The 18581-nt window shown below is 72.2% G+C and carries 13 protein-coding genes; 8 read left to right on the top strand and 5 right to left on the bottom strand.

The features are described from left to right. Nucleotides 1-89 precede the first annotated feature (89 nt). Entirely contained in the window at nucleotides 90-818 is a 729-nt protein-coding gene (locus GA0070618_RS24145; protein ID WP_231931433.1) for a SanA/YdcF family protein, read from the top strand. Nucleotides 819-828: 10 nt separating this feature from the next. Here the strand turns inward: GA0070618_RS24145 and GA0070618_RS24140 are convergent, their stop codons facing one another. Next, nucleotides 829-1593 carry a sulfite exporter TauE/SafE family protein gene (locus GA0070618_RS24140; protein WP_088983664.1) on the bottom strand — a complete coding sequence of 255 codons (765 nt, stop codon included), beginning with the start codon at nucleotides 1591-1593 and terminating at the stop codon, nucleotides 829-831. A gap of 170 nt (nucleotides 1594-1763) precedes the next feature. Between GA0070618_RS24140 and GA0070618_RS24135 the strand changes: the two genes are divergently transcribed. From GA0070618_RS24135 to GA0070618_RS24115, 5 genes are all read left to right on the top strand, one after another. Beyond that, on the top strand, nucleotides 1764-2132 hold the full coding sequence (locus GA0070618_RS24135) for an SCP2 sterol-binding domain-containing protein (RefSeq protein ID WP_088983663.1): 369 nt from the start codon (nucleotides 1764-1766) through the stop codon (nucleotides 2130-2132). After that, a complete protein-coding gene (locus GA0070618_RS24130) occupies nucleotides 2125-4212 on the top strand; it encodes an amylo-alpha-1,6-glucosidase (RefSeq protein WP_088985790.1) in 2088 nt (695 codons plus the stop codon). Before GA0070618_RS24135 ends, GA0070618_RS24130 begins: the two co-directional genes overlap by 8 nt. Nucleotides 4213-4222: 10 nt before the next feature. After that, the gene (locus GA0070618_RS24125) at nucleotides 4223-4825 is read left to right on the top strand and encodes a cysteine hydrolase family protein (protein ID WP_088983662.1); all 603 of its coding nucleotides are present in this window, start codon (nucleotides 4223-4225) and stop codon (nucleotides 4823-4825) included. A 210-nt stretch (nucleotides 4826-5035) separates the two neighbouring features. Then, entirely contained in the window at nucleotides 5036-6391 is a 1356-nt protein-coding gene (locus GA0070618_RS24120) for a PP2C family protein-serine/threonine phosphatase (protein WP_197701623.1), read from the top strand. 91 nt (nucleotides 6392-6482) lie between these two features. Next, complete coding sequence (locus GA0070618_RS24115) at nucleotides 6483-8156, top strand: PP2C family protein-serine/threonine phosphatase (RefSeq protein WP_088983661.1); 1674 nt, start codon at nucleotides 6483-6485, stop codon at nucleotides 8154-8156. Between the two features lie 123 nt (nucleotides 8157-8279). Here the strand turns inward: GA0070618_RS24115 and GA0070618_RS24110 are convergent, their stop codons facing one another. From GA0070618_RS24110 to aceA, 3 genes are all read right to left on the bottom strand, one after another. After that, nucleotides 8280-9662, bottom strand: coding sequence for a glycosyltransferase family 2 protein (locus tag GA0070618_RS24110; protein ID WP_088983660.1), 1383 nt, complete (start codon nucleotides 9660-9662; stop codon nucleotides 8280-8282). 341 nt (nucleotides 9663-10003) lie between these two features. Continuing rightward, a complete protein-coding gene (gene aceB / locus GA0070618_RS24105) occupies nucleotides 10004-11605 on the bottom strand; it encodes a malate synthase A (protein ID WP_088983659.1) in 1602 nt (533 codons plus the stop codon). Further along, nucleotides 11602-12873 (bottom strand): isocitrate lyase, encoded by a 1272-nt coding sequence (gene aceA / locus GA0070618_RS24100; RefSeq protein ID WP_088983658.1) that lies wholly within the window; start codon nucleotides 12871-12873, stop codon nucleotides 11602-11604. The genes aceB and aceA overlap by 4 nt, the downstream gene beginning before the upstream one ends. Nucleotides 12874-13057: 184 nt before the next feature. On the opposite strand from aceA, the gene GA0070618_RS24095 reads away from it, so the two are divergent. Beyond that, a complete protein-coding gene (locus tag GA0070618_RS24095) occupies nucleotides 13058-14452 on the top strand; it encodes a short-chain fatty acyl-CoA regulator family protein (protein ID WP_197701622.1) in 1395 nt (464 codons plus the stop codon). Nucleotides 14453-14509: 57 nt separating this feature from the next. Here GA0070618_RS24095 and GA0070618_RS24090 read toward each other — a convergent pair whose 3' ends face one another. Further along, nucleotides 14510-15889: a M23 family metallopeptidase gene (locus GA0070618_RS24090; RefSeq protein ID WP_088983657.1), complete on the bottom strand. Its 1380-nt coding sequence runs from the start codon at nucleotides 15887-15889 to the stop codon at nucleotides 14510-14512. A gap of 290 nt (nucleotides 15890-16179) precedes the next feature. On the opposite strand from GA0070618_RS24090, the gene GA0070618_RS24085 reads away from it, so the two are divergent. Then, nucleotides 16180-18543 carry a helix-turn-helix domain-containing protein gene (locus GA0070618_RS24085; protein ID WP_088983656.1) on the top strand — a complete coding sequence of 788 codons (2364 nt, stop codon included), beginning with the start codon at nucleotides 16180-16182 and terminating at the stop codon, nucleotides 18541-18543. The last annotated feature ends 38 nt before the right edge of the window (nucleotides 18544-18581 follow it).

Here is an 18581-nt window from a genome sequence, read left to right as displayed (position 1 = left end):
TAACCAATTTCATTAGATGGTCGGTGTCCCCCGGGAAGGACGGGCCCCGCCTACGATGGGCCGGTCGTCGACCGGAGAGGACAGTCGGGGTGGATACGGAAGACCCTGCCGGGGCGGCACCCGCCGGCACGGGGAGCGACCGGTCGCCGCGCCGCTCCCGGCGCCGTCGACGACTCACCCGCCTGGCCGCCGCCGGTGTTGCGGCGCTGCTCCTCGCCAGTGCCCCCTGGGCGTGGACGAAGGTCGCCGCACACGGTCACCTGCACCCCGAGGCCACCGCTCCGGCTGTGGACGTCGTCATCGTCCTCGGCACCGGGGTGGCCCCGGACCGACAGCAACCGGGCGAACGGCTGGCCGGCCGCCTCCAGACCGCCGCCGCGCTCGTGCGCGCCGGACGCGCCCGCGTCGTCCTCGTGTCCGGCGACGGCAACGGCGCGTCGGGCGACGAACCGACGGTGATGACGTCGTACCTGGCCGGACTCGGCGTGGATCCGCAGCGGGTGGTGGCCGACCCGTTCGGGCTGGACACCTACGACACCTGCGCCCGAGCACGTCAGGTGTACGGGGTGACCCGGGCGCTGATCGTCACCCAGTCCTACCACCTGTCGCGGGCGGTGACACTGTGCCGGCACCTCGGTGTCGACGTCGACGGAGTGCCCGCCCGCTGCGCCGGATGCCCGCCCACCCTCCTCGCCGGCAAGGCGGTCCGCGACTACCTCGCCAGCCCCAAGGCGGCGTGGGACGCGGCCCGCCGCAGACCTCCGGCGGTGCGCTCACCGGAGAACACGGACATCCGGGACGCGCTGCGCGGCACCTGAGGGCCGGCGGTCACGGCTGCCGGAGGTTCTGCCAGAGCAGCACCAACCCGAAGGACGTCCCGAACACGACGATGACCACCCTGGCCAGCTTCTCCGGGAGCCTCCGGACGAGCCGCGCACCGCCGTAGCCGCCCACGATCGTGGCCGGCACCAGCAACGCCACCGCCGACCACTCGACGTGCCCGAGAACGACGAAGAGCACCACCGCCGTGAAGGACACGGCGGCCAGGAGCAGGTTCTTGACCGCGACGGTCCGGGCGAGCGCCTCGTCCTGGAGGAACGCCAGGCTCGCGAGCAGGACGATGCCGAAGCTGGCACCGACGTAACCGCCGTACACCCCGCCCACGGCGACGAGCGCCTGCCGGGCCGCCGGATGCCGTCGGCGGTGGCCGGCGGTACGGGCGACCCACCCCGCCAGCCGGCTCCGCAGCGCGAGGACGGCCGAGGCGGCGAGGACGAGGAACGGCACGATCAGCTCGAAGACACCGGTGGGTGTCAGCAGGAGCAGCACCGATCCGAGGACGCCACCGAGCAGCGCCGCCGGCAGGATACGGACGGCCTCCCGCCGGGCCGGCAGGTCCCGGTAGCCACCCGCGACGCTCGCCACGTTCCCGGGGAACACGGCGACCGTGTTGGTCATCTTGGCGGTGAGCGGCGGTATCCCCACCCCGATCAGCGCCGAGAAGGCGATCAGGGACCCCCCACCGGCCAACGCGTTGAGAGCCCCCGTGAGGAGACCGGCGGCGAGGAGCAGCGTGGCCTGGATGGGATCCATCAGATGTCAGGCTAGTGCCGTCGACTACCCCGCGTGACGGTGTCCGGTGGGCAGCAGACCGGGTGTGACCTGCGGGTAGAGGATCCGGCCCGGCGAGGGGAAGTTCACCCCCTCCGGGTGAGGCGGAGACGTCTCGTCGGAGCGCAGAGTGGCCCTGAGGAGGGTTCGCCATGGCTGACGCCACCCGGGATTTCTTCCACAGCCTGGCCCGGCGGGGGCACGATCCCCGGCTGAAGGCGATCGGCGCGGGCAGTGTCCGTTTCGACGTCAGCCGGGCCGGGCAGGTCGACCACTGGCTGGTCTCCATCGGCGACGGCGACGTCACCGTCGCCGAGGAGCCCACCGGAGGGGACGCCGTCGTCCGGGCGGACCGGGCGGTCTTCGACCGGATCGCCAGCGGGGAGGCGTACTTCCTGACGACCGTCCTGCGCGGCGAGGCGACCGTGGAGGGCAGCCCCCGGATCTTCGCGGTGATCCGCCGGCTGTTTCCGCCACCACCCCCGTCCGGGGCGCGACGGCGAGGAGGTGGCGATGCCTGAGGACCACATCGGCATCCTGGACGGCACGACCTTCCTCGTGTGCGACGAGGCGGGCGACATCCTGGCCTCGCCCGACGAGCCGGTCGGCCTGTTCGCCCACGACACGCGGCTGCTGTCGAAGTGGGTGCTGACGGTCGACGGCGCCCGACTCAGCACCCTCTCCATCGACGACATCCACTACTTCGAGAACAAGTTCTACCTGGTCCCGGGCCACCAGGACGTCTACGTGAACAGCACCCTGTCGGTGGTGCGCCGACACACGCTCAGCACCGGCCTACAGGAGGACCTGACCATCATCAACCACGGCGGCCAACCGGTCGACCTCACCGTCCGGGTCGACGTGGACGCCGACTTCGCGGACCTCTTCCAGGTCAAGGACGCGACACCGGACCGGAAGGGACGCCACTACCGCCGGGTCGACGACGATCGGCTCGTCCTCGGCTACGAACGGGAACGGTTCCGGCGGGAGACGATCGTCTCGGTCACGAGCCCCGCACACCTGGACGAGGCCGGGGTGACCATCGAGGTCCACATCGAGCCGCACAGCACGTGGCACACCCGGCTCAGCGCCCTGCCGGACCTGCCCGTACCCAGAGGCCTGGACCGGCTGGTCATCCCCCGTCGGGAGGCACGGGACCCGGTGGACAAGGAACACCGGCTCATGGAGTGGCTGAACCAGGCGCCACGGCTCCAGTCGGACTGGGAGCCCCTCAACGAGACGTACCGGCAGAGCCTGATCGACCTGGCCGCGCTGCGTTTCAGCCCCTTCCTCGCCGAGGACAAGAGCGTGCCCGCCGCCGGTCTGCCCTGGTTCATGTGCCTCTTCGGGCGGGACAGCATCCTCACCAGCCTCCAGGCACTGCCGTTCGCCCCCGACCTGGCCGCCACCACCCTGAAGGTGCTCGCCTTCCGCCAGGGCAGCCGGGTCGACGACTTCCGGGAGGAGCAACCCGGGCGGATCCTGCACGAGATGCGCTACGGCGAACTCACCGCCTTCGACGAGACCCCGCACAGTCCCTACTTCGGCAGCGCGGACGCCACTCCCCTCTTCCTCGTGCTGCTCGACGAGTACGAACGGTGGACCGGCGACGTCGAGTTCGTCCGCTCCGTCGAACAGGAGGCCCGGGCGGCGATCGACTGGATCGACGACTACGCCGACCTGACCGGCCGCGGCTACATCTCCTACCAGCGGCGCAACACCGAGAACGGGCTGGAGAACCAGTGCTGGAAGGACTCGTGGGACGGCATCTGCCACCGCGACGGCCGGCTGCCCACCTTCCCCCGGGCGACCTGCGAGTTGCAGGGGTACGCGTACGACGCGAAGCGGCGCACCGCCCGGCTGGCCCGACGCCTGTGGGGCGACCCCGCCTACGCCAACCGGCTGGAACGGGAGGCGGCCGAACTCAAACAGCGTTTCAACCGCGACTTCTGGGTCGCCGACGGCGAGTACATGGCCCTCGCCCTCGACGGCGACGGCCGCCAGGTGGACGCCCTGTCGTCGAACATCGGACACCTGCTGTGGAGCGGCATCGTCGAGGAACAGAAGGCCCCCGCCCTGGTCCGCCACCTGATGTCACCCGCCCTCTTCAGCGGCTGGGGGGTCCGCACCCTGGCCGAGGACCAGGGCCGCTACAACCCGATCGGCTACCACGTCGGGACCATCTGGCCGTTCGACAACTCGTTCATCGCCTGGGGCCTGCGGCGTTACGGGTACGCCGACGAGGCGGCCCGGATCGCCGCCGGCATCCTCGACGCCGCGACCTTCTACGACGGCCGGCTGCCCGAGGCGTTCGCGGGATACAGCCGGAGCAGCACCAAGTACCCGGTCAACTACCCCACGGCGTGCAGCCCGCAGGCATGGTCCGCCGGGGCGACGCTGCTGCTCCTGCGGACCATGCTCGGCCTCCAGCCGGTGGGCGAGGATCTCGTGATCAGACCGGCACTTCCGGCTAACCTCGCTTACATGGCCTTGCTCGACATACCCGGACGGTGGGGACGTCTCGACGCCTTCGGGAGGGGTTCGGCCGCGACGGAGGGGCGACGGTACCAAGCCGCGCCCCATCAGATCTCCGCTCCGTGACGGAGGGACCATGCCCGATCTCGACCCGGCCCGCACCGCCGTCGTCAACATCCACTGGCAGCACGAGGTCGTCAGCCCGGAAGGGACGTTCGGCCCCTTCTTCGCCGAACAGGTCATCCGGCGCCGCGTCGCGTCGTACGCCGCCCGGCTCGTCGCGGCTGCCCGGTCCCGGGGCAGCCTGATCGTCTACACCCAGACCGTCCACCGACCCGGCTACCCCGACCTGATCGCCAACACCCCCCTCTTCGCGATGATCGCCGAGCACCAGGCCTTCCTCGGCGGCACCCCGCAGGCCCAGATCATCGACGAGCTCGCGCCCGAACCCGAGGACGTCCTCATCCACCAGGTGCGGCTCAGCGGCTTCTTCGGCACCGAGCTGGACACGGTCCTGCGGGGCAGGGGCATGCAGACGCTCCTGTTCACGGGTGTGGCCACCAACCTCGCGGTGACCCACACCGTGTTCGACGCGATCAACCTCGGGTACCGACCGGTGATCGTCTCCGACGCGTGCACCGCCGCCAGCGACCAGGCGCACCAGGCGAGCCTGGAAACCCTGGGGCTGCTCTGCCCGGTGCTCGACACCGAGGGCGTCCTCCGACAACTGCCGGGCTGACGCGCCCCCGCCCGCCGACCCGGACCGCACCCACCCGACCCCGACCCGAGCACCGAACCCGCACGATCACCCTCCGTAGCCATCCGGCGTGCAGTTGCTGGGCGACAAACAATGCGGTCAGAATGGCCAGGTGATGGTGGCCGAGACGAGTGAAAACACGCCTCCGCAGCGATCCACGCCCGGGCGCTACCGGCCCGCCGGCCCGCCACGGTGACCCCACCGACGAGGCCGCAACCCCGGCAACCCCTCAGCGACGACACGGCCCCGGACCGCCCGCCCCTGCCGACGGCCGTCTCCGACCCCGCCCGGCTGGCCGCCGTACGGCGCACGGGCCTGCTGGACACCGCCCCGGAGGAACCCTTCGACCGGCTGACCCGACTGGCGGCGTCCCTGCTCGGCACGCCGTTCGTATTCGTGACCGTCGTCGACGCCACCCGCTCCTTCTGGAAGAGCTCCACCGGCTTCGACGACATCGACCCCGAAAAGCGGCAGACCCCCGTCGAGCAGTCGTTCTGCCGGTACGTCATCGATGCCGACGCCGAACTGGTCGTCACCGACGCCCGCGCCGACCCCCGCACCCACGACAACCCGTCCATCGAACTGACGGGCGTCGCGGCCTGGGCCGGCTTCCCGGTGCACTCCGTCGACGGCCACGTGCTCGGCACCTTCTCCGCCATGGCCACCGCGCCCCGGGAGTGGACCCCCCGCGACATCGAGGTGCTGCGCACCCTGTCCCACGCGGCCGCCGGTGAGATCGCGCTCCGCGACGCCCTGCACGAGGCACGGGCCGCCACCCAACGCGCCGAACACGCCGCCACGCAGGCCTCCACGCTCGCCCTCACCCTCCAGGAGAGCCTCCTGCCCGCCCGCCTCCCCCAGATCCCCGGCGTGCGGGTCGCCGCCCGGTACCGTCGCGGCGTCGGCGGCGACGAGGTCCTCGGCGACTTCTACGACGTCTTCCCCTCCACCCGCAGCGCCTGGGCCGCGGTCGTCGGCGACGTCTCCGGCAAGGGCCCCCGGGCCGCGAAGACGACCGCGCTGGCCCGCTACACGCTGCGCGCCGCCGCCGCACGCAGCTCCATCCCCAGCCACAACCTCGCCACCCTGAACACCGCGCTGCGGGAGTGGTACACCGACGACAGCCAGTACCTGACCGCCGTCTACGCCACCCTGCGCGTCAACGACACCGGCGTCAACGTCCAGGTCAGCTGCGGCGGTCACGACCCGGCTCTCGTCCGCCGCGCCGACGGCACCATCGAGACCCTCGGCCGGTACGGACTCGTCCTCGGCTGGCTGCCCGAGCCGCCGCTGCGCGACCAACGCGTCCAACTGCACCCGGGCGACAGCCTGCTGCTCTACACCGACGGTGTCACCGAGGCCCGCCGCCCCACCGACCGCGCGCTGTTCGGCATCGACCGGCTCCGTCAGGTCCTCGCCGACACGACCGACGCCGACGCCGAGCAGCTCGCCGCGGCGGTCGAGACGGCGGTGCTCGACTTCACCGGGCACCAGCCCGGCGACGACACGGCGATCCTGGCCCTGCACGTCCCGGCCCTGCCGGACTGATCCACGTCGGCCCGGCAGGCATGCTGACCTGCGAGAAGGCGATCACCGGTGCAGTCCGGCGACGGTCCACCAGCAGGGCTATCGTCGGCCCGTGGACGAACTCTTCGACGCGGCGGGGTCGCTGCGGTCGGCCTACGCGCGGGTCGACTGGGCAGCGACCTCGCTCGGCCCGGTGCCCGGCTGGAGCCGGACGCTGCGCGCCGCCGTCGACATCACCCTGCACACCCGGTTCCCGGTGACCCTGTTCTGGGGTCAGGAGTTCGTCATGCTGTACAACGAGGCCTACGTCGACCTGATCGGGAAAAAGCACCCGGCGGCCCTCGGGGCGCCGGCGGCCCAGGTGTTTCCGGAGATCTGGGACGAGATCGGGCCGATGCTGGCGTCGGTCCGCACGACCCAGCGGGCGACCTGGACCCGGAACATGCGGCTGTTGATGGACCGGCACGGCTACCCGGAGGAGTGCTTCTTCACCTTCTCCTACTCCGCCGTCCTCGGGGCCGGCGGGCAGGTCGAGGGTGTCGTCGACATCGCGTCGGAGACCACGGAGCAGGTGCTGTCCCAGCGGCGGCTGATCCTGCTCGCCGAACTCACCGACGCCCTCGGGGAGCTGGACGAACCCGACCAGATCCTCGACCGGACGGTGACCGTGCTCCGCCGGGATCCCCACGACCTGCCGGACGTGGACGTCCTCCTGCCCCGCGCGGCCGGCCGGTCGTCGCCGGTCGTGCCGTCGGCCCTGTTCGACGCGGGCGACGTCGTGGTCGACGACTCGGCCGGGATCGCGGTGGTCTGGGTTCGGCTGCCCGACGCGTCCGGGACCGCCGACGACGCGGTACTCGTGGCGCAGTTGAGTCAGCACCTGCCGGTCGACGAGAGTTACGTGCGGTTCGTACGGCTGGTCGGCGCGGCGGTGACGCAGGCGCTCCACCGGGCACAGACCCGCCAGGCCGAACGCCGGGTGGCGAGCCTGGAGCGGGAGCTGTCCGAGAAGCTGCAACGCAGCCTGCTGACCCCGCCCGCCCAACGCGAGGGCCTGGAGGTGGCCGTGCGGTACCGGCCGGCGACCGAGCGCGCCCGCCTCGGCGGCGACTGGTACGACTCCTTCCTGCAACCCGACGGATCTCTCGCCCTGGTCATCGGCGACGTCGCCGGCCACGACCGGCAGGCCGCCGCGACCATGGCACAGATTCGGAACCTGCTGCGCGGGGTGGCGTACGGCACTCGGGAGTCCCCGGCAGCCGTACTGGCCGATCTCGACACCGCGATGAGCGGCCTGCGGGTCGACGCCTTCGCCACGGCGATCCTGGCCCGCGTCACGCAGGACGAGCCGCAGAACCAACCCGGCCGGCACCTCCTGGTCTGGGCCAACGCCGGCCACCTGCCACCCGTGCTGGTCGCCCCCGACGGAACCGCCGGCCTGCTTCAGGCGCCGCCGGAGATCCTGCTCGGCATGGACAGCGGCGGCGTCGTGCGTCGTGACCACCGCGTCACCCTTGCCCCGGGCAGCACCGTCGTCCTCTACACCGACGGCCTGATCGAGCGGCGCGGCAGCCTCCTGGACGAGGGCCTCGCCCATCTGGTCGGCGCCCTGACCGACCGGCACGGGATGACCGCCGAGCAGGTGTGCGACCACCTGCTCGACCGCTTCCCGGCCAGCGGCGACGACGACGTCGCCCTGGTGGTGCTGCGGGTTCTGCCGGCACCGGCCGAGGCCAGCCCGATCGCCCGGACGAGGGCACGGAACGGCGCCGACTCCCACCGTTGACGTACGGGCCATCGACCGGGCCGGTGGTGCCAGGTGTGCTGCCGGCACGACGCGCGGCGCACACCCCGTAGAGCATCCTAGGCAGCTAGCCGACATGCGGTCCCCCGCCCGGAGGCCGTCCACTCAGAACCGTCGGCGTCGCCGCGCCCCGGCACCGGCACCGGCACGCAGGTGCAGCGCCCAGCACCCGTCGGGCTGATCGGCCTCCAGCACGCTGACCTCGAAGCTGTGTCGAAACGCCCGGGTCAGGTACCGCACCTGCTCCGGACCGGGCGGCGGGCCGGCCGAGAGGTGCGTGTCCGTGCCGACCAGGTAGACCTCCGCGCCCAGACGGACCGACGAGCCCACGAACGAACAGAGTTCCTGCCAGTGCAGGTAACGCCAGAAGTCGACGCTGACGACCGCGTCCAGACTGCCCGGCGTGAAGGGCGGGTCGATCCCGACGAGGTGGTAGTTCCGGCCTCCGGCCGGAACGCCGTAGTCGAACGTCACGGCCCGGTCCCCGAGGGGCACCTCGGCGCTGCCCGTGCCGACCCACAACACCCGGGGACCGGGCAGCCGGTCCCGCAGCCAACGCCACGCGGGCGCGACCCGGCATGCCTGCCGGTCCACACAGTCCGCGATGGCCTCCCGGTACCGGGCGAGGATCTCCGCCGAGTAGATCGTGTCGACGATGCCGACGAACTCCCAGTCGATGGTCGGGTACTTGGCCAGCACCATCTTGCGGTTGCCGGTGTAGTCCTGGAGGTTCTGCAGCATGTTGCGGTAGTGCGGCAGGTGGTAGACCAACGCGTCGGGGTCGTACCGGAACGCCCGCTTCTCCGGGCCGAGGTGGCGGTCGATCCGGTAGAACAACTCGGTGTCCTCCCACCCCCAGCGGGTGCCGAAGTCCTCGTCGAACCCGCCGACCGCGGTCACCACCTCGCGTGGCGCGGAGATGTTGTGGCCGTGCGCGAACATCCACATGGCACCGAGCCAGTGGTCCCCCGTCGGCAGTCCGTTGGGGAAGCGCGTGTCTCCCCCGTCGTCGGCGCGCACGTCGGAGTCCGGCGTGACCGGCCCACCGGCGAGCACCGCGTCGAGGTGCCGCCGGCCGAGTTCGTTGCGCCGGCCGATCAACACGTGGGGCGTGCCCGAGGCGGCGTGGAAGGCCACGTGTCGTTCGAGGAGGGTCGGAGTCGCGTACGAGTCACTGTCGAGGAACAGGATGGTGTCCGCAGTGGCACGTCGGATCCCCTCGTTGCGCGCCACGGACCGCCCACCACGGGCCGGAAGCGCGACCATCTGGAGATCGAGGGACTTGCCGTGGTCCGCCACGGCGGTGTAGTCCTCGGCCCCCTCGGCTCCACCGTCGCGCACCACGATCACCTCGAACCGGTCGGCCGGTAGTGACTGCCGACTCAGCGAGCGCAGGGTCAGCTCAAGGCTCTGGGCGTCCTTGAAGGTCGGTATGACGACGCTGAGCGATGGCGCGTGCCCGCCGGTCTGCGACGTCGGCGTAACCATGATCTGCGGTGTCCTTCCAGCTCGTTGGTGCCGGCGATGGCCGTCGTCCCGCCGGGCCACGAACCGACCCCCTGCCCCGGTCGTTGTCGTACCGGGGGCGGGAGGTGGCCCGCCAGGGCTGGGGCTCGGTGGGAGGGGTTGCGGTCCCTCCGTGTCGAGCTGACGTCCCTTGTGCGCGGTCGCACGGCGGCAATCTAGCTACCCACCCCGACGAAATGAAATTCCTTCATTTGAATCTTGGCGAAAACTTGACCTGCCGAGGCGGGATCGGGCCGCCGTCCGCAGACGCGGAGCCGGGGAGGGCGATGCCCTCCCCGGCTCCCTGTCGGTCGGGTTCGCGGTCAGGCACCGGTCCGGTGGGACGGTCCGAGGTGCCGGGCGTACGCGTCGGTGGTGAAGAACGCCGGCAGGTCCTCGCCGAGCGCGGTGTCCTCGATGATCCGCGCCGCCGCCTCGGCGCGCGCCCGTCCGGCGTCGTCCCGTCCCTCGACCAGGGCGGCCAGTTCCTCGGTGAGGATCGACCGGACCAGGTCCCCGGTGACGCAGCCGCCGTCGGCCAGCGGCGTGCCGTGGTGCGTCCACTGCCACACCTGGCAGCGGGCGATCTCGGCGGTCGCCGCGTCCTCCATCAGGTTCCACAGTGCCACCGCGCCGGTGCCGCCGAGCCAGGCGTCGACGTACCGCAGCGCCACCGCGACGTTGGACCGCAGCCCGGCGGCGGTGACCTGGCCCGGGGTCTTGTCGACGGCCAGCAGGTCGGCCGTGGTGACCTGCACGTCCTCGCGGAGGCGGTCGAGCTGGTGCGGGTGGTCACCGAGCGCCCCGTCGAACACCTCACGGCACACCCCGACCAGGCCCGGATGGGCCACCCAGGAACCATCGAATCCGGCGTCGGCCTCGCGCTGCTTGTCGGCCCGCACCCGGGTCAGGGCGGTCTCGTTGACCGCCGGGTCACGGCTGGGGATGAACGCGGCCATCCCGCCGATGGCGTGCGCGCCCCGCTTGTGGCAGGTCCGCACCAGCAGCTCGGTGTACGCGCGCATGAACGGCACGGTCATGGTGACCTCGGACCGGTCCGGCAGGACGAAGTCCGGCCACTGCCCGAAGTTCTTGATCACGCTGAAGATGTAGTCCCACCGGCCCGCGTTCAGTCCCGCCGAGTGTTCGCGCAGCTCGTAGAGGATCTCCTCCATCTCGAACGCGGCGGTGATCGTCTCGATCAGGGTGGTGGCCCGGATCGTCCCGACCGGCAGGCCCAGGTAGTGCTGGGCGAAGACGAAGATGTCGTTCCAGAGCCGCGCCTCCCGGTGGGTCTCCAGCTTCGGCAGGTAGAAGTACGGGCCGGCCCCGGCGTCGAGTTGCCGGCGCGCGCAGTGGAAGAGGTAGAGCCCGAAGTCGACCAGGCTGGCCGAGACCGGTCGCCCGTCGACCGCGATCCCCTTCTCCACGAGGTGCCAGCCACGCGGTCGGACCACGATCGTCGCCAGGTCCTCGCCGAGGGCGTACCGCTTGCCGCGCGCGTCGGTGAAGTCGATCCGCCGGTCCAGGGCGTCGATCAGGCTGAGCTGGCCGCCGATGACGTTGTCCCAGGTGGGGGCGGTGGCATCCTCGAAGTCGGCGAGCCACACCCGGGCCCCGGAGTTCAGCGCGTTCACGGTCATCTTGCGGTCGGTCGGCCCGGTGATCTCCACCCGCCGGTCGACCAGCCCCGGGGCGGGCGGGGCCACCCGCCAGGTGGGATCGGCGCGGACGTGCGCGGTCTCCGGAAGGAAGTCGGGCAACTGGCCGGTGGCGTACCGGGCCCGGCGGGCCCGCCGGGTGTCCAGCAGCGCCACCCGGCGGGCGGCGAACTCGCTGTCCAGCGCGACCAGAAACTCCAGCGCCTCGGCGGTGAGGACCTCGTCGAAGCGGTCCGCCAGCGGACCGATGATCTCGTATCTCACGCGAACTGCTCCTCTTCGGTGGAGCCGCGCAGGGCGGTGGTCTCGGCGGCCGGGTTGAGCACGGTGCTGATCAGGTCGAAGTAGCCGGTGCCCACCTCACGCTGGTGCTTGACCGCGGTGTAGCCGGCCGCCTCGGCGGCGAACTCCCGCTCCTGGAGCCCGACGTAGGCGGGCATGCCGTCGGCGGCGTAGCCGCGCGCCAGGTCGAACATCGAGTAGTTCAGGGCGTGGAAACCGGCCAGGGTGATGAACTGGAACTTGTACCCCATGTGCCCGAGCTCCCGCTGGAACTTGGCGATGGTCGCGTCGTCGAGGTGCTTGCGCCAGTTGAACGACGGCGAGCAGTTGTAGGCGAGGAGCTGGTCCGGGTACTGGTCCTTGATCGCCTCGGCGAAGCGGCGGGCGACCTCCAGGTCCGGGGTGCTGGTCTCCATCCAGAGCAGGTCGGCATGCGGGGCGTACGCCAGCCCCCGGGCGACGCACGGCTCGATGCCGTTGCGGACCCGGTAGAAGCCCTCGGCGGTCCGGTCGCCGGTGACGAAGGGCCGGTCCCGCTCGTCCACGTCGGTGGTGAGCAGCGTGGCGGCCTGCGCGTCGGTCCGGGCGATGACGACGGTCGGCACCCCGGCCACGTCGGCGGCGAGCCGCGCCGCCTCCAGGGTGCGGATGTGCTGCCCGGTGGGGACGAGCACCTTGCCGCCCAGATGGCCGCACTTCTTTTCGGCGGCGAGCTGGTCCTCCCAGTGCACGCCGGCGGCGCCGGCCGCGATCATCGCGGTCATCAGCTCGTACGCGTTGAGCGGGCCACCGAAGCCGGCCTCGGCGTCGGCGACGATGGGGGCCAGCCAGTCGGTTCCGGCGGTGTCCCCCTCGGCGGTGGTGATCTGGGCGGCCCGGAGCAGCGCGTTGTTGATCCGCCGCACCACCGCCGGGACCGAGTTGGCCGGGTAGAGGCTCTGGTCGGGGTAGGTGTGTCCGGCGAGGTTGGCGTCCGCCGCCACCTGCCAGCCGGAGAGGTAGATGGCCTTCAGGCCGGCCCGGACCATCTGCACCGCCTGGTTGCCGGTGAGCGCGCCGAGCGCGTGGACGTAGTCCTCGCTGTGCAGCAGGCGCCACAGACGTTCCGCGCCGTGCCGGGCCAGGGTGTGCTCCTCCTGGATCGCGCCGCGCAGCCGGACCACGTCCTCGGCGCGGTAGCTGCGCCGCACTCCCTGCCAGCGCTGGTCGTTCTCCCAAACGTGTCGCAACTGCTCGACCGCGGTCTGCATGGTCCTCGCTCCCCTCGGGTGCCGGTGTATCGGTGTGCCGCCCACGGTCACACGGGTCCGGCGGGTGGGTCGAGGGACGGAAGAAGCCAATTATTGAAAAGTAGGAGCGCCGTTTTGCCAACGTGCGAAGACCCATCTTTACAGCGGTGTTAATGTCGACGGACCAGGCCCGACGTAGGGGGAGGTGAGGGCGATCACCAAGACCTTCGGCGGCGCCCGGCTGCGCCGGATGCGCCAGGACCGCGCGCTGAGTCAGGCGGATCTCGCCCGGCTGTTGAACATCTCGCCGAGCTACCTCAACCAGATCGAGCACGACTCCCGGCCACTGACGGTCCCGGTGCTCATGCGCATCACCGAGGTCTTCGGCGTCGACCCGACCGTCTTCGCCCCGCACGACACGCCCCGGCTGGTCGCCGGGCTGCGGGAGGCGCTGGGCGGCCGGGTCGGCATCGCCGACCTCACCGAGCTGGCCAACCGGCTGCCCGAGGCGGCCGAGGCGGTGCTCGAACTGCACCGTCGTCACCAGCAGCTCGACGAACAGCTCGCCGAGCTGGTCGGCGACCGGGACCTGGTCGGCCGCAGCCCGCACGACCAGGTCACCGAGTTCTTCTACCGGCGGCAGAACTACGTACCCGACCTGGACGAGGCGGCGGAGCAGTTGGCCACGCGGATCGGGCTGCGCCGGGGCGAGGTCCGCGCCGTCCTGCGGGACCGGTTGGCGCAGCGGCACGGGATCCGGATCTCCCGCGAGGAGGCCGGCCAACTCGGCGGTGAACTGCACCGGTACCGACCGCAGACCCAGACCCTGCACCTGTCCACGTCGCTGCGCGGCGGGCAGGAGGCGATGCGGATGGCCGCGCAGATCGCGCTGCTGGAGTACGCCGACGTGATCGACGAGATCGTCGAGGAGGAACGGTTCGACGACACCCAGACCCAGATCCTCACCCGGGTCGGCCTGGCGAACTACTTCGCCGCGGCGCTGATCCTGCCGTACGGGCAGTTCCTGGCCGCCGCCGAGCGCCGCCGGTACGACATCGACCTGCTCACCGAGCACTTCGCGATGGGGTGGGAGACGGTCTGCCACCGGCTGAGCACACTGCAGCGGCCCCGGGCCCGGGGCGTGCCGTTCTCGTTCGTCCGGGTCGACCGGGCCGGCAACATGTCGAAACGGCAGTCCGCCACCGGCTTCCCGTTCTCCCGCACCGGCGGGACCTGTCCGCTGTGGAACGTCTACGAGGCGTTCAGCTCACCGGGCCGGGTGGTCACGCAGGTCGCCGCCATGCCGGACGGGCAGCGCTACCTGTGGATCGCCCGCACGATCACCCGCCACCACGGCGGCTACGGCCAGCCCGGCAAGGCCTACGCGATCGGGTTGGGGTGCGAGATCCGACACGCCGGCCGGCTGGTCTACTCGGCCGGGATGGACCTGCACGCCGCCGAGGCCGCGACGCCGATCGGGCCGGGCTGCAAGACCTGCGAGCGGATGAGCTGCCCCCAGCGGGCCGCGCCGCCGATCAGCCGGCGGCTCGACCTGGACGAGAACCGCAGCACCTTCATCCCGTACCCGCTGCGGGACTGAACGGGCGACGGCCAGACGGGCGGGGTCGTGCGCCGACCCCGCCCGACCGACCCGCCGTCAGGCGGCGTAGAGGATCTTCACGCCGTTCAACGTCAGGGCGGAGACGGTCGAACCGCGTACGCCGGAGTTGAGGTTGCGCCAGCCGTTGTCGCTGGCCGCCTCGTGCACCGCACCACCGATCACGGTGTAGACGTGCTTCACGCCGTTCACGCTGATCGCCGCCAACGCCGAACCACTCACCCCGGAAATCCCCGAGTTCAAATTCCGCCAGCCGTTGGCGCTGTGGGCCTCGTGCACCACGCCACCGACCACCGTGTACACGTACTTCACACCATTCACCGCGATCGCCGCCAACGCCGAACCACTCACCCCGGAAATCCCCGAGTTCAAATTCCGCCAGCCGTTGGCGCTGTGGGCCTCGTGCACCACACCGCCGACCACCGTGTACACGTACTTCACACCATTCACCGCGATCGCCGCCAACGCCGAACCACTCACCCCGGAAATCCCGGAATTCAGATTCCGCCAACCATTCGCACTCGACGCCTCATGCACCCAACCACCGACCACCGTGTACACGTACTTCACACCATCCACGGCGATCGCCGCCAACGCCGAGTTGCTCACCCCGGAGATGCCGGTCCAGAGATTGCGCCAACCGGTGTTGCTGGCCGCCTCGTACACCCGGCCGTCCTGCACCGTGTAGACGATCTTCACGCCGTTCAGCTCGATCGCGGCGGTGGCCGAGCCGACGACCGGCCCGGCCGCGCCGCTGACCGGCAGCGCCCGCCAGCCGGCGTTACTGGCCGCCTCCCACACCTGCCGGGCCGCCGCACCACAGTTGTTGCTGACCACGCTGCGGGGAGCCGACACGGGCCCGGAGACGTAGAGCGGTCCGGTGTGCGGGCTCCCGTCCGAGGTGATGCCGGACGGGACTCCGTTGAACCACGCCTCGGTCTTGACCCCGTCCCGCGTCTGCTCGTAGTGCAGGTGCGGGCCGGTGGAGTTGCCGGTGCTGCCGACCCGGCCGATCTGCTGGCCGGTAGCGACCCACTGGCCGGCCCGCACCGGCGGCGCCTCGATCATGTGCAGGTAGGACGTCCGCCAACCGGCACCGTGGTCGAGGACGACGTACCAGCCACCGCCGTTGCCCCAGCCGGCGAAGGCCACCGTGCCGCTGTAAGAGGCGAGGATCGGCCGACCGCTGCTGGCGCCACCGTTCCAGGTCATGTCGATGTCGTAGTCGTCGTGGCCGTAGTAGGTGGCCAACCGCCACGACTCCCCGCAGGGGAACGGCAGTTGGAAGTCCGGCCGTGGGCCCGCCGCCTGGGCCGCCGTGCCGAGCACGGCCGGGCCGACCGCGGGCACCACCGGCACCGCGACGACGGCGAGCGCCAGGCCCGCCACCGCGAGGACACGGGCAACGATGCTCCTCATGGAGCTCCCTTCCGGGCTGGTCAGAGAGATCGAGACAGACGCCGACCATACCGCTGGACGATCATCGTCGATATAGACGACCTTCCCGGCGGCCCGGCACCGCCGGCGCCGACGCCCCGGCCCGACGGGGCCGCCGAGCCCGCCGGGCCGGCCGGAGAGGTCGCAGATTCCCTGCTCGTCTCAGGTGACGTGCGGCGCGGGAGGCATGGCATGATCGGGCACGTGCCGCAGGTGATCGACTCGTCCCGCACGGAGCGCCGTGCCCACGAGGCGATCCTGCCGCCCGTCTGATGGGCTCCCCCGGCGGTGGCCCACCGCCCGACGCCGACGCGGAGGCGACACCACGCCATCCGGCCGCACCGGGCCGGCCCGACCCGCCGGCCGCCGAGCCGAACCGGTTCGGCCTGCTGCTGCGCCGGCACCGCACCGACACCGGCCTGACCATCGAGGAGTTGGCCGCCGCGTCGCGGATCAGCGTCCGGGCGATCAGCGACATGGAACGGGGACGCAGCCGGGTGCCGCAACGCCGTACCGTCGAGGCGCTCGTCCGGGCGCTGGACCTGCCGGACGGCGCGGCCACCGCGCTGCGGGAGACGGCCCGTGCCGGCCGGCGCGTCACCCGGACGGCCCCGGCGCTGGCCCCGCCCCGGACCGTCGCCGACTTCACCGGCCGACACGACGAACTGCGCTGGTTGGGCGATCTCGTCGCCCGCAGCGCCGAACCGCCCGACCGGCCGGGCACCCCGGTGGTGGCGGTCGTGTCCGGGCCACCCGGTCTGGGCAAGACGGCGCTCATGGTGCAGGCCGCGGCCCGGTACGCCGAGTCGTTCCCGGACGGTGTGCTCTTCGTCGACCTGCGCGGCCTCGACGCCGACCCGCCACGCCCGGACGACCTGCTGCTCCGGCTGCTGACCGCGCTCGGCGTGGAGGAGACCGGGGTGCCGGGCGACGAGCACGCACGCAGCGCCCGGTACCGGGCGCTGCTGCGGGACCGGCGCATCCTGCTGCTGCTCGACAACGCGGCCGACGAGGCACAGGTCCGCCCGCTGTTGCCGGGTGCCGGCGGCACGATGACGATCGTCACCAGCCGGCGTGCCCTGGCCGGCCTGGAGGCGGTCGAGCGGCGCACCCTGCCCACCCTCACCGGGGGCGAGGCGGTCGCCCTGCTGCACCGGATCATCGGAGCGGACCGCGCCGCCGCCGAGCCGGACGCCATGCTGCTCGGCCTCGTGCGGGCCTGCGGTCACCTGCCGCTGGCGCTGCGGATCGCCGGCAACCGTCTGCTCAGCCGTCCGGACTGGAGTGTGGCGTACCTGTTGCGCCGGCTGGCCGACCAGGACGACCGGCTCGACCTGCTGGTCGCCGGGGACCTCCAGATCGCGGCCCCGTTCATGCTCTCCTACCGGCAGTTGTCCGTCGCCGCCGCCCGTACGTTCCGGCGGTTGTCCCTGATCCCCGGCCCGGACGCCGGCCTGGACCTAGCCGCGCAGGCCGCCGGCCTGGGCGTCCGGGCGACCGAGACGGCCCTGGAGGAACTGGCGGAACTCGGGCTGCTCCAGCCGGCCACCGACGGCCGCTACCGGTTCCACGACCTGATGCGGCTCTTCGCCCGGGCCCGGCTGGCCGCCGAGGAGAGCGCGCAGGCGCGACGGGAGAGCGAGGACCGCGTGGTCACCTGGCTGCTCGACACCGCGGTGGCCGCCGGGCGGTGGTTCGAGCCGGGCCACACCGGCGGGACCGGTCACGGCCCGGCCTCGGCCGAGGAGGCCGGCCGCTGGATCGAGCAGGAGAGCCGGAACTGGCTCGGCGCGCTGCGCACGGCCTTCGGGGCGGGACGGCACGCCGAGGTGATGGCGGTCGCCGACGCCATGCACTGGTTCTCCGACCGGTGGACGCACTGGCGGAACTGGCTGGAGGTGTACCAGATGTCGGCGGCCTCGGCCGAGGCGCTCGGCGATCCTCGCGGCCAGGCCGTCCACCTGAACTACGTGTCGTGGGCGTACAGCACCTGCGCGCTGCGTCCCGACCTGGCCGAGGCGCCGGCCCGGGAGGCGCTGCGCCTGGCCACCACCGTGGCCGACCTCGACCAGCAGGGCTGGGCGTGGACCTACCTCGGCACCGCCGCCAGACGTCGGGGCGACGCCACCGAGGCGCAGGCGGCGGCCGGGCGGGCGCTGCCGTTCCTGGACGCCGCCGGGGACCGGGACGGCTACGCGCAGGCGCTGTCGCTGCTGGCCGGCAGCCTCGCCCAGGCCGGCCGGCACCGGGAGGCCATCGCGCACTACCGGCGGCTGGAGGCGCTGCTGACCGATCCGGGTCGGGCACCGTCCCCGCAGGTCGGTGACCTGACCGCCGGCCACCTGCACCTGAACGTCGGGCTGAGCCTGCTGGCACTGCGCCGCTGGGCCGCCGCGGCCACCAGTCTCCGGGTGGCGCTGCCCCTGCTGCAACGGGCCGGGGTACGGCAGAGCGAGGCCCGGTGCCGGTACGGGCTGGGTGGCGCGCTCGCCCGGCTGGGCCGGGTGGACGAGGCGCGCGGCGAGCTGCGGCGGGCCGTCCGTATCGCCCGGCAGGTCGGGCCGGCGGACCTGGTGGACCAGGCCCTCGGCCGGCTCGCGGAACTCGGCTCGCCGCCCGGTCGACGGGTCTCCTGAGCCACGCGGGGCCGGGCCCGGACCGCCCGGCCCCGCGT

It is taken from the genome of Micromonospora echinospora (assembly GCF_900091495.1).
GTDB lineage: Bacteria > Actinomycetota > Actinomycetes > Mycobacteriales > Micromonosporaceae > Micromonospora > Micromonospora echinospora.
Note: the sequence above shows the minus strand (reverse complement) of the source record. Positions and strands in the feature narration are given on the sequence as shown.